The organism is Paenibacillus rigui (assembly GCF_002234615.1).
Classification (GTDB): domain Bacteria; phylum Bacillota; class Bacilli; order Paenibacillales; family NBRC-103111; genus Paenibacillus_S; species Paenibacillus_S rigui.
In genome coordinates this window covers 90,403-102,410 of record NZ_NMQW01000024.1, presented here as the reverse complement: position 1 = coordinate 102,410, position 12,008 = coordinate 90,403, and the positions used below count along the sequence as shown (strand labels likewise).

The 12,008-nt window shown below is 52.0% G+C and carries 9 protein-coding genes and 8 tRNA genes; 11 read left to right on the top strand and 6 right to left on the bottom strand.

The window, feature by feature from the left end:
* The first annotated feature begins 48 nt into the window (after positions 1–48).
* The 8 genes from CF651_RS17785 to CF651_RS17750 all read left to right on the top strand — a co-directional run bounded on the left by CF651_RS17785 (position 49) and on the right by CF651_RS17750 (position 879).
* Positions 49–137 (top strand) — tRNA-Ser (locus tag CF651_RS17785).
* A 22-nt stretch (positions 138–159) separates the two neighbouring features.
* Positions 160–233 (top strand) — tRNA-Met (locus CF651_RS17780).
* A gap of 65 nt (positions 234–298) precedes the next feature.
* Positions 299–374, top strand: a tRNA-Val gene (locus CF651_RS17775).
* Between the two features lie 18 nt (positions 375–392).
* Positions 393–468 (top strand) — tRNA-Thr (locus tag CF651_RS17770).
* A gap of 14 nt (positions 469–482) precedes the next feature.
* Positions 483–559: transfer RNA gene (locus tag CF651_RS17765), tRNA-Asp, on the top strand.
* Between the two features lie 27 nt (positions 560–586).
* Positions 587–662: transfer RNA gene (locus CF651_RS17760), tRNA-Phe, on the top strand.
* 52 nt (positions 663–714) lie between these two features.
* Positions 715–799, top strand: a tRNA-Tyr gene (locus tag CF651_RS17755).
* A gap of 7 nt (positions 800–806) precedes the next feature.
* Positions 807–879 (top strand) — tRNA-Lys (locus CF651_RS17750).
* Positions 880–1,023: 144 nt separating this feature from the next.
* Here CF651_RS17750 and CF651_RS17745 read toward each other — a convergent pair.
* The 5 genes from CF651_RS17745 to CF651_RS17725 form a co-directional block, all read right to left on the bottom strand.
* Positions 1,024–1,332, bottom strand: coding sequence for an MTH1187 family thiamine-binding protein (locus CF651_RS17745; RefSeq protein ID WP_094016213.1), 309 nt, complete (start codon positions 1,330–1,332; stop codon positions 1,024–1,026).
* Between the two features lie 86 nt (positions 1,333–1,418).
* Positions 1,419–2,993, bottom strand: a complete 1,575-nt coding sequence (locus tag CF651_RS17740) for a GMC family oxidoreductase (protein WP_094016212.1) — start codon at positions 2,991–2,993, stop codon at positions 1,419–1,421.
* On the bottom strand, positions 2,980–3,582 hold the full coding sequence (locus CF651_RS17735; RefSeq protein WP_094016211.1) for a gluconate 2-dehydrogenase subunit 3 family protein: 603 nt from the start codon (positions 3,580–3,582) through the stop codon (positions 2,980–2,982). Before CF651_RS17735 ends, CF651_RS17740 begins: the two co-directional genes overlap by 14 nt.
* 5 nt (positions 3,583–3,587) lie before the next feature.
* Entirely contained in the window at positions 3,588–3,980 is a 393-nt protein-coding gene (locus tag CF651_RS17730) for a hypothetical protein (RefSeq protein ID WP_094016210.1), read from the bottom strand.
* Positions 3,981–4,023: 43 nt separating this feature from the next.
* The gene (locus CF651_RS17725) at positions 4,024–5,286 is read right to left on the bottom strand and encodes a nickel-dependent lactate racemase family protein (RefSeq protein WP_094016209.1); all 1,263 of its coding nucleotides are present in this window, start codon (positions 5,284–5,286) and stop codon (positions 4,024–4,026) included.
* A 258-nt stretch (positions 5,287–5,544) separates the two neighbouring features.
* Between CF651_RS17725 and CF651_RS17720 the strand changes: the two genes are divergently transcribed.
* On the top strand, positions 5,545–6,663 hold the full coding sequence (locus tag CF651_RS17720) for a PucR family transcriptional regulator (RefSeq protein WP_094016208.1): 1,119 nt from the start codon (positions 5,545–5,547) through the stop codon (positions 6,661–6,663).
* 90 nt (positions 6,664–6,753) lie between these two features.
* A complete protein-coding gene (locus CF651_RS17715; RefSeq protein WP_094016207.1) occupies positions 6,754–7,878 on the top strand; it encodes an ABC transporter ATP-binding protein in 1,125 nt (374 codons plus the stop codon).
* Positions 7,879–7,924: 46 nt separating this feature from the next.
* Here the strand turns inward: CF651_RS17715 and CF651_RS17710 are convergent, their stop codons facing one another.
* Entirely contained in the window at positions 7,925–9,301 is a 1,377-nt protein-coding gene (locus tag CF651_RS17710) for a hypothetical protein (protein WP_094016206.1), read from the bottom strand.
* A 232-nt stretch (positions 9,302–9,533) separates the two neighbouring features.
* Between CF651_RS17710 and CF651_RS17705 the strand changes: the two genes are divergently transcribed.
* Positions 9,534–11,990: an AAA family ATPase gene (locus CF651_RS17705; RefSeq protein ID WP_179232860.1), complete on the top strand. Its 2,457-nt coding sequence runs from the start codon at positions 9,534–9,536 to the stop codon at positions 11,988–11,990.
* The last annotated feature ends 18 nt before the right edge of the window (positions 11,991–12,008 follow it).

Genomic DNA, 12,008 nt, shown 5'->3' with positions numbered 1-12,008 from the left:
TTTCGTATCTAGTTTTCAAGGAACAATATACATGGTTCTTGAATCCATGGAGAGATACCCAAGTGGCTATAAGGGGACCCTCTGCTAAGGGGTTAGACTGCGTAAGTGGTGCGAGGGTTCGAATCCCTCTCTCTCCGTAGTTTATCTACATTATAATGTGGCGGCGTAGCTCAGCTGGCTAGAGCGTACGGTTCATACCCGTAAGGTCGGGGGTTCGATCCCCTCTGCCGCTATAATATTTTTCCTTGCATAAGTATGACACAATGTGATATGATTCGACTTGTGTTCACTCAAGCATGGAGGCTTAGCTCAGCTGGGAGAGCATCTGCCTTACAAGCAGAGGGTCGGCGGTTCGATCCCGTCAGCCTCCACCATAATATTTTTTATAATATGCCGTTGTAGCTCAATTGGTAGAGCAACTGACTTGTAATCAGTAGGTTGGGGGTTCAAGTCCTCTCGACGGCACCATGTTTGTTTAATGCGGAGCCGTGGTGTAGAGGCCTAACATGCCTGCCTGTCACGCAGGAGACCGCGGGTTCGAATCCCGTCGGCTCCGCCATTACAAATACAGGGACAAGCACAATATGGCTCGGTAGCTCAGTCGGTAGAGCAGAGGACTGAAAATCCTCGTGTCGGCGGTTCGATTCCGTCCCGAGCCACCATTGATTTTGGCTTAGCTGCATAGAAGCATTAGAAATAAGCCAAGATATATATGGAGGCTTAGTGAAGTGGCTAAACACGGCAGACTGTAAATCTGCTCTCATCGAGTTCGGTGGTTCGAATCCATCAGCCTCCACCAGTCACTTGAGTCATTAGCTCAGTTGGTAGAGCACCTGACTTTTAATCAGGGTGTCGTAGGTTCGAATCCTACATGACTCATCATGAAAAGAAAGGAGACCTTTCGGGGTCTCTTTTTCGTTTTGCTAATGATCCTATTGGAAAAGATATATCCAAAAACAATGACCTAACGAGGGGAAACGATCCCAGACGTTAGGTCTTTTTGCTTCAAGAGCTGTGCAGCTATTATCGGCTCATTTTGGCTTCGACGGATTTCAGCTTCTGTTCGATGGAGCCTTTCATGTCGCGCCGATCATCGATTTTGATTGAGGTAGAGACCCGCTGTGCGCCATGCGCAAAGGGGACCTCGTGCAGCCGATGTACGATGGTCAGCAGATCTTTTAGATCGCCCTCAATGATTGTGCTCATCGCAGTAAGCTGATAATGAATCGGCTCCGGAGACTGCTCCAGCACCTGCTGAATATCCGCGACATATTGACTCAGGCTGGGCGTTGAGGTGCCGATAGGGATAATAGTCAATTCTACAATAGCCATGGTTTCGTATGACCTCCTTGAGCTTGTCCTTCGGAAGATTCACGATGGTGCAAGCTTTGTATAAGACTATTGTATAGGAATGCAGGCTATAGTTCCATCCGAGCGGCTTTCTCCTTTATGTAATCGGCAGTACGCATTGCTAGAGCCATTACTGTATTGGTTGGATTGCCCGCGCCCGACGTGACGAAGATGCTCGCATCACAAATAAACAGATTCGGAATATCGTGCGTTTGGCCGTAGGAGTTGACCACAGAAGCGGACGGGTCATCACCCATCCGGCAGCCGCCCATGAGATGGGCTGTGTCGGGGACAACGAAATCCGGCTGGCCGCCGGCTGCGGTAAGAATAGCCTTCATTTGCTCTACGGCGTGACTAATGACCTTCTGGTCATTGGCCCCATAGCTGAAGGTAACCTTGGCTCTCGGTACCCCGTATTCGTCCATTTCGTCCGTCAGCGAAATCCGGTTATTTGGATCCGGCAGCACTTCGCCTACCATGGTAATGCGCCCGTAGTAGTTGTAATCCAGCATCTTGTTCCGCAGGGAGGAGCCCCAAAGCGGTTGTTTTGCTGATTTGGACAAACCCGTTGCAAAGCCGACAGGCCTTGCTCCATGGGCATGCAGGGTATAGCCTCGGACAAAATTGCGCTCCGGCGCCGTGCTGTAAAAATCTTGTGTAGTGGCTAGTACGGGTGTGCCTTTGTACAGCCGCACTTCCTCCGGAAATTTGGCATATACATCGTGACTGCTATGGGTCATAAAGCCTTTGCCTACCCAGCCGCTGCTGTTGGCCAGCCCTTCGGGAAAGAGCGTGTTTGCAGAGTTCAGCAGCAGTCGGGGCGTCTCTACGACATAAGCGGATACGATAACGATGCGTGCCCGCTGCTCATAGGTTTGCCCGTCGTGGACAAAGGTGACACCGCTCGCTTTACCATCCGGGCCCATCATAATCTGTGTCACCATGCAATCCGGAAGCAGCTCTGCTCCTGCTTGGACAGCCTTCGGAATATGGACAATCAGCGTGCTGAATTTAGCATTAGGCATACAGCCCTGATTACAAAATCCCCGGTTTATACACGGGGGGCGATTATCGAAGGGAGCCGATAAAATCGCAAGCGGCGTCACAGCCGTTTGAATGCCGAGCTCCTCGCAGCCTTTTTGAAACAGATGGGCATTCGGGCTCAAGGGGTCGCGTTCAGGGTACGGATAGGGGCCATGAAAGCTTCCCCAAGGGAAATATTTGGGCCCGGATACGGCAATTTCTTTTTCCACCTTATCATAGTAAGGAGCAAGATCGCTGTAGCCAATCGGCCAATCGTCCGCGACTCCGTCAATGGAACGGGCCCGGAAATCGGTTTCGTGAAAGCGAAGGAATACGCCTGTAAAATGGACGGTACCGCCACCGACACCGCGTCCCGAGTTGTTGTGACCCATGTCCAGCGGGTCGGCTCCGTCCACGAACCGGGTGTCCTGCCAGCCCAGCCGCTGCATCGATACTTCGTCGCTGGCGAAATCCTTTTGCGGATCGAGCAAGGGACCGGCATCGAGCACGACGACACGCATGCCTGCCGTACTGAGCTCCTTGGCCAGGACCCCGCCTGCCGCTCCGGCCCCTACGATGACAACGTCAACGGTCTCTCCCTCGTATTTACGCTTCTTCATATTTTGGCTTCGCCTCCCAAGGGTCCAGCTGTCCAGGATGCATCCGTACGTACCCTCTCGGATAAGCAGGTCCTCCGTAACCGATTTCAGACCAGGTCCTAGGATGAGAGTAGTAAGCTTCGAGGGTTAAGGTCAGCAGTTTTTGAAAAAAGGGCTGCTGAGGTACATGCTTCCACGCCTCATAGGGTAATCCATCCCCGGTGCTGATCGCTTGCATGATTTGCAATTGCCGTTCCCGTTCGAGATGGAAGAAATGATCTGTATACAGCCGTTGGCATGAGCCTCCAAGAGCATCCAGTCCTAAGCGAACCAAGGCTGGAGCCGGAGGCAAGCCGGGTTTTCTTTGGCTTTCGAGTCCGGAGGCAAGCTGCCGGTCGAGGTGTTCAATGATGAACTGAATGATCTCGGCGCGGTCGTCATCGACCAACAGACTGCACCAGGAGCGAAGCATTTCGGCCTCGAGCACAGTTAGATACGAATAATCCCCGCCGGTATGCAGCCGCTCATTGACGATTTTTCGTGTATGATCATCCCATGCATGCTGCGCATTCATAACGTCATACGTAGGGTAATGGCTTTCTTTGCTCACGAAACCTACCTCCAATACACGGCTATTAACCCTAAAGCACTAATCGCGATAAAAAGAACAGGCAAAATAACGGGAGGTCCAACGAGAAAGTTTCGCATCGTCCAGCCTCCCACACGGATGCCTACTCCATGAAAGTGAAAATAAAAGCCGACAGCGCCGATAAACGTACCTGCCCACATGAACAAGTGAAACAGCTGCAGCAGCCATTCTGCGCGAACGCTAGCCAGGGCAGCGGCTGTAACTGCGAAGACGGGTGCGGAAACAACGGGGTACCACATGGCCCGATGATGGAAATTTTGCCGGTAATGCGATAGCGTAACTTGGGCTCCAACAGCTAAAAAGGCTACGCCTACGAACAAAATAAGGACCCTTTCCAATGTCCAGCCTGTCCAATGCATGGTTTGTTGCCTCCTACTAGAAAAATGGTTAAATTTAACCCGTTCATGGCAGCAACGGAAACGTTAAGGAACCAAATGGCATGCAAGCCATGGATTGCGTGCCGTGAGCTTGTGATAAAACTTGATCCAAGGTCGAATTCAGATCAGCCATGGGCTCAAAGCCGAGCAGTCTCACTACAGGCTCCGGTATTTCGGAGAGCAGATAAACCTTCTGACGGCGGAATACTTCTTCCAAATGAGCGATCTTGTGGGGCCCAAGAACAAACTCCCTATCCAGCTTGGCCGCGGTCCTTTTACGGTCTTTCATCGTTTCTACCCAAAATTGAAACAGGCCGTTGCCGTACATTTCCTTGCACTCGGCAGCCATGAGGATTGTTCCCCCGCTCTTGGTTATGGCCGAGGCATTGCGCAATGCTTTGACAGCCTGGTACATGTGCATATCCTTCGGATGGCCCCCGGGTGAAACGATGGTAATGTCGTATGCTGGATCGACTGGAACCATGAACCGCTCAGCAGCCCGCTGTATCCCTGTACGATGAGAGTCAATTACATGCCCGGCCACGGCCTCTAAAATTTCACGCTTATGATTGACAATGACATTTAGCAGAAAATCAACGGAAATGAACTGAAGCGCTTCTTCCATATCCCGATGGACGCGGTTCCCGGCGGAGCCGATCCCCGCATTGTCATCGAGAGAAAGGCTGTGGTTATGCTCGATGCATCGTTTGGATGCAGTCCCGGGCACAAGGGCCTTGACGCCTCCTGAAATGCCGGCAAGCGCATGTGGCTCAATGTTGCCCGTGACAATTCGAAGATCCGCGTCGACAACGGTACGATTGATCTCGACAGGTGTTCCCGCAGAGGTGAGTCCCAGTCGAATACAGTCCTCTGCATCTGAGGAATGATTATGTACCCGGACACGCGCGAACACTTCTTCCCCGACAAGCCGAATCATTTCTTCTCGGGTATGCATTCGGTGCAAGCCCAAAGCAATGACGATATCGATAGCCTGATCGGGAATCCCGCCTTGGTTCAGCTCTTGAAGCAGCGGGGGCAGCAGCAGCTCGCTTGGGCAAAGCCGGGTGCCGTCGCTAATCAGAATGACAGCAGATTGTTTGTTCAAAGCAAGCTCTTTAAGAGCCGGGGTGCCTACAGGCCGGTCCAATGCTTGCCGGATGACGTCAAAGGGCTCGGTTGAAGCGTCTTCCGATTTGTTTGGTTCCATTCGGTATGTAATCAGATTGCATGGCTGGGAGGGTGGGAGTCGGAATGAAACGGTTCCCCGGCCATAGGGTAGAGGGTATATAGTCCAGCCCTCCTCCTTCAGTGGATTTTTAAAATGCAGATCAGTTCAATTATTTCCTAACGCTACGAAAATATGCCTGAGCAACGACAAAGAATGAGGGCAATGCACCGGGCGGAAAGTGGACATTCTCGTAATCAAGTAGTATGGCTAGGTATTTTTTGCTATGATGAAATAAGGCGCCCGCACAGGTGTCTCATGTAACTATTATTTCTTCACATCCACATAGATATATAATTATATGACGATGGGAGCTCGGGTATGGATTGGGAACCGCTTAGACAGCAGCTGGAGCAAATCTTTAAAGGACCTGTAAAGTTGTTGAAATGGACGTGGGAGCAGTGGCTTCGCGATGCGGATAAAGCGGCTAAGGATAAAGGTACGCCGCCCAAAAGCTTTTGCAAGGACGAGCAATGGGTGTTTTTAGCTCATAAGGAGGGGCAAGACGCTCTGGTAATGACGGTAGAGCGAAGCGAAATGACCGAGGCGGAGCGGCAGCTAGTGGAAATGATGCTGGAGGCCCGGCGCTTCCAGGAGAAAAAGCCGGCTGCCGCCGCCATCAGCGAGGAAGAGCGCAAAGCCGCGATGGTGCGCGACTGGTTCAAGCAGCAGCAGGAGCTGGGCTTAACCCACGCGGAGATGCCGGATTCACTCGTATCCCAGCTGTCGCTGTATGCTACGAAAATTCCGCTGCTGCTGTATGGGGATTATTCGCCGTCGCGGCGCGTCAGCTATCAGGAGCTGAAGAAGCTGCTGGAATCATTTTTCGATGCGGAAGTGATCCTGATTCCATTGATGGACAAGGAATGGCTGCTGCTTGGCTCGGAAAAAATGCTGTCCATTGACTCGACGGATGACCGCGATTATGGAGATGAAGAAAGTCTGGAGGACACTCTGGCCGCCATCGGCTACGGCTTGCATGAAATGCTGGAGAGCGAATGGGTAGGTGAAAGCCATTTGGCTATTCATTACCCAACGATGCCGGCCAAGTCGTTATATGCTACCGTCATGCAGCTGAGGGAAACGATGATGCTCGGCCGCACCTATCATATCGGCAGCAATGTGCATTTGCCGTGGATGCTGCAGCTGGAGAAGCTGATCAACCTGATTCCGGAGGCAGAGAAGACAAGCTTCCTGGAGCGTGTGCTCAAACGGCTGGATGTTGCGCTGGACGCCGAGACCATGACGACGCTCGAGCATTTTTTCCAGCTGGACTGCAATGTAAGCGAAACCGCGAAGAAGCTGTACATTCACCGGAACACGCTGTTGTATCGGTTGGACAAGTTCAAACAGGAGACGGCGCTTGATGTTCGGACGTTCAATGATGCGGTATTGGTTAAGATTGCTTTGCTATTGTACAAAGTAACGAAAAGAAAGTGATTTTTTTGTGAAGATTGTGCATAGTCACAATGGAGTCGGTAAGGTAAGATAAATACATAACCGATACTAACTCGTAGGGGGAATTGAACCATGGCAGGTGTACGTTTAAACCATGTTGTTAAAAGATATGCAGGTGCTGAAGAAGCAACGGTGAAAGATTTTCATCTTGAAATCAAAGATAAAGAGTTTTTGGTTCTTGTAGGCGCGTCCGGTTGCGGGAAGTCCACTACTCTCCGTATGATTGCAGGGTTGGAAGAAATCACTGAAGGTGAACTTTACATCGGCGATCGCCTGGTGAACGACGTAGCACCGAAAGACCGCGATATCGCGATGGTTTTCCAATCCTACGCTTTGTATCCACACATGAACGTTTATCAAAACATGGCTTTCGGTTTGAAGCTTCGTAAGTTCAAAAAAGCCGACATCGACGCTCGCGTTCGCGAAGCTGCGAAAATTTTGGACATCACTCACTTGCTGGATCGTAAGCCAAAAGCTCTTTCCGGTGGTCAGCGTCAACGTGTTGCCTTGGGCCGTGCGATCGTTCGTGAGCCTCAAGTTTTCTTGATGGATGAGCCGTTGTCCAACTTGGATGCTAAATTACGCGTACAGATGCGTGCTGAGATCAGCAAACTGCACAAACGTCTGGAAACTACAATCATCTACGTAACGCATGACCAAACAGAAGCGATGACAATGGGCGATCGTATCGTTGTTATGGATAAAGGGATTATTCAACAAGCCGCTACACCAGAAGAAATCTACAACTTCCCAACAAACATGTTCGTTGCAGGCTTTATCGGTTCCCCTTCCATGAACTTTGTTACAGGTTCTTTGGCAGAGCAAGGTGGCAGCCTGTACTTCAAAACAGACAATGTTAATGTTGAAATTCCAGAAGGCAAAGCGAAAGCTCTTCGCGCTGGCGGATATGTTGGCAAAGAAGTTGTTTTGGGCATTCGTCCTGAAGATTTCCATGAAGAGCCAGTATTCCTGGAAGCTTCCCCTAACACTGTAGTTAACGCACATATCGAGGTTTCCGAGAACTTGGGTCACGAAATGTTCTTGTACCTGAACGGTATCGGCAAAAACAGCATGGTTGCTCGTGTTGACGGCCGCGCTGGATTCAAAGAAGGTACGAACGTGAAATTGGCTTTGGATATGAACAAAGCGCATTTCTTCGACCAACAAACAACGTTGTCCATCTTGGTTAACGCCTAATATTGCAAAAAATAAAGACCAGTCCTCTGCGGGCTGGTCTTTGTGTTTATTTAGATTCGAACTCGTTATCGAAGCCCCGCTTATACCGTTTCGGTTTTTTATTTCCCAGGTTGCGTGTCGCGAATACTAACGGGTACGAGTAGCCTTCGATGTAATAAACATGAATCGTTCTATCGACATGATCATCCTTCCACAAGCGGCAGACGACTTTGACGACATCTTTTTTCTCGTCGAGATATGTTTGCGCGACTCTCTCTATGGCCGTGTTGACGACTTGGTTGGTGACATAGTTCTCGTAAGGAATGTTTTTGGGGTGGTTCACTCCTCCCTCGTCCGCGTGCCGCAAATGGGAAGGGACTTGGGCCCATGGAATCGAATGGCTCAAGTCATCAATAGGCCCGCTAATTCCGGTATGTACTGTATCCTCCTTGAGTGCAGGGCGCTTTTGCGGATTAGACCCTTCAAGGCGCGATGCCGTATAAACGGGACGATCCTCTGCGGAATGGTAAATCTGATCGGTATTCTTTAAAGCCGCTTCATAAGCTTTCTGAATATCTTCCCGGTAGGTCTCATTCAGTTTAAACCACGCCAGCTCTTCTTTACCCTGTGAATCCTGCATCAGATCGGTTTGAGTGACGTGCAAATTCTCGATCCGGTCAATGGTAGCCTGATGCAGCCCTTCGTCCTCGAACTGCTCCGTATCGGTGTCGCCCCCGATGTGGTACAATCCGGTATCCTCCTGAGCTTCCTCCAGCGCGCGCTTCTTGTCATATTCCTTCCTCGCGTTTTTCTGCAGCCGTTTGCTGCGGAAGCCTTCGCCGGTGCTGATATCCTTTTTACGCTTGGCCTCCTCCCGTTTTTTCTTGGCAGTTTTGGCTCGGCCGACTTGTCTTGTTGTCTCCTGCTCCGCTACGGTTGTAATTTCGCCGGTTTCGTCGTCAAATATTTCCCCCGCTTGAAGTGTCCGATCCGGCTGGAAGGCAGACGATTCAAGTGCTTCTTCAACGGTTAGATACCCTTCAGGCTTTACGGTATCTTGATCTAACCATCGGCCGTGGGCCTTAAGCATTATTTTTCTATTGCTGCCCCTGCCTCTAAGCTCCGCTTTCCACAGCTGACGCTGAATGGGGGTCTCACTTGTCAGAAATCCGGATGTGTGAATGTCACGGAGAGGCTGCACCCGCTCTTGGTTGACCCTGGATTCGGGTTGAAGCAGCTGCTGAACGGCTTGATTTCCTATTGAACGCTGAAGTTGGAGCATTGTTGGCATGTGGACGGGCAAGGGTGAACTGGAACTTATGCGGCCCATGGGGTCAATCAAATTCGGAACGGATGAATGAGCTAACGGTTCTTCAACCTTGGATGGATTCGTTGCAGTCGAATAAGGCTTAAGGCCGGTGGACTGCTTCTCATAACCCCTCATAAACAGACTCCTCTCACCTGTACAAATACGATAGATTGTCCCTTCATACTATCATACAAAAGTAAAATGATGGAACCCATTCCTGTGAATACACGGCTTACAGCAAGTAATGGATGGAAAACCAAGGATATGCGGTGGATTTGTCGAATATTAGGATAGAAAATTTAACAACACCTTTATGATTTTCAAAAATATAGAATCAAAACCTTGCAACGGGAGGAAGTTGAGAAGCATGGGGGATAAACCACAGAAAACCCCTGCGGTGTCGGGGGAGAAGAAGCGCAGCCGCCCTTATTCGCATGTGTGGGAGCATTACGCCGATGAGCTGGCCAGGATCGACCTGCAGCTCCAGCGCCTTTATTTGCGCCGCCAAGAGTTAACGCCGGATCCGCAGACGGATGCATACCGGGGCATGTTCGTCTCGGAGGATGAATTTCTGCGTCTGGCCGGCGGGTTGGAGCCGGCGGAGCCAAGCCGCAATCGGCTGGAGGCGATCCGGCAGGAGCTGGAGGCGGTGGAGACGGAGCTGGAACAGCGGCTAGCAGCCAGCAAGATGGACAATGTGTTTCTGCCGCTGCCCTATTTGGCTTCTGTTTTCGGGCTAAGCAGGGTGGAGCAGCGGATCGTTATGGTGGCAGCGGCCGTGGAGCTTGACCGCAAATATGAACGGATTTTTGGCTTTCTTCAGGATGATTTGACGGCCAAGCTTCCGAATATCAGCCTCGTGCTCCAACTGGTGTGCCGTACCCCGGAGGAGCACAGATCGGCCAGGATGGCCTTTGCTCCGACCGGCAAGCTGTCCCGGTATTTCTTTCCGCGAGAGGAGTCCGAACCGGCCGGCCGTTCCATGCTGTCCCGGCCGGTCGCATTGGATCGCCGAATGGCGATGTTTCTGCTGGATTCCGGTGCTTTCGACGAGGGGCTTAAGCCTGTGGCAAGCATGCACTATCCCGATGAGACGCTGCCGACGCTCAGGGTGCACCAAGAGGTACAGGATCGGCTGCAAGCGTATCTCCGGCAGTCAGCGGGGCTGAAGCAGGGATATGCGCAAGAGGCAGAGCCATGGAGTGCGCAGAAGCAGGACCAAGTACAAGAGCAAGGGAGAATGCAAGAGAAAGAGGCAGACCGCGGGAGCAAGCTGCCCCAGGGGCACGATAAAGGGAAAGAGCCGCTGCCGGGGCTGCAAGAGCAGGGGCAGCGGAGCGAACGCTGGCAAGGGGATGTGTCAACTCGACCGGGCTTTTACCTGTGGGGTAAACCGGGCGCAGGCAAAAAGCTGCAGGCCAAGCACGCCTGCAAGACGCTGGGGAAGCCACTGCTGCTGGCCGACCTGTCGCAGCTCATGGCATCCGTATCATCGGATGCCGATTTTGCGCGACGGCTGCAGGAGCTGGTTCGGGAAGCGCTGCTTCACCAAGCGGCGCTTGGCTTTTGCCGGGTAGAGGTGCTGTACCCGGAGGACGCGGATACAGGAGCTGCTGCGAAACAGCGAGCCGCTGCATTTTTTCAAATCATAGAGCAATATCCCGGCTGGTTGTTCCTGATCGGGGATCGAAGCCTGCGGCTCCAGGGAGCATCGCCGAGCCGGATATGGCTCGATACGGAGCTGTCCGTACCGGATGATCGGCAGCGGGAAGCGCTGTGGCGAGATTTTGCAGCGGAGATGCGGGTGACATCCGATGCGGACTGGACGTCCATGGGCGGAAAGTTTCGCTTTACCCCGGGGCAGATCCGTCGCTCCCTGCAGCTGGCAGTAGAGCGGTCTTCTTGGAACGATGCGACGAATCTCGGCGAGGAAGGCGGAGCTGCCGGATCTCCCCGGGCGATAAGCCGTGGCGCGCTGATTGAGGCATGCTACAGCCAGGTACAGCATAAGCTGGAGCGTAAAGCGACCCGGATCGTACCGCGTTATGGCTGGGATGACGTGGTGCTGCCGGACGAGCAAAAGGAGCAGCTGCGCAGCGCCTGCAATCAGGTGAAGTACAGGACGCTGGTGTACGGGACGTGGGGCTTCGACCGGAAGCTGGCCTATGGCAAGGGGCTCAGCATGCTTTTTGCAGGGCCGCCGGGTACAGGGAAGACGATGTCCGCCCAGGTCGTAGCCAAGGAGCTCGAGCTGGAGCTGTATAAGATCGATCTGTCGCAGGTGATCAGCAAGTACATCGGGGAAACGGAAAAAAACCTGCACGAGATTTTCGATGAGGCGGAGTCGAGCCAGGCGGTATTGTTCTTCGATGAGACGGATGCCTTATTCGGAAAAAGGTCCGAAGTCAAGGATTCGCACGATAAGTATGCAAACATTGAAACCGCCTATTTGCTGCAAAAAATGGAGGAGTACCAAGGAATCTCTATCCTCGCGACAAATCTGCTGCAAAACATGGATGAGGCGTTTCTTCGCCGGATTAACTATATTATCAAATATCCTTTTCCGGATGCGGTTTATCGTGAAAGTCTATGGCGGTCCCAGTTTCCTCCGGAAGCTCCGCTTGCGGACGATGTCGATTTTAAATATTTGGGTCGGAAGTACGAGATCGCCGGAGGCAATATCAAAAACGTAGCGCTCACGGCCGCCTTTTTGGCGGCATCACGCCATGAGCGGATCGGTATGCGCCACATCCTCCAGTCCGTCAAGCATGAGCTGCAGAAGTCAGGGAAGATCATTGCAAGCAAGGACTTGGACGATTTCTAAAATTTAAGTAAAGAAATC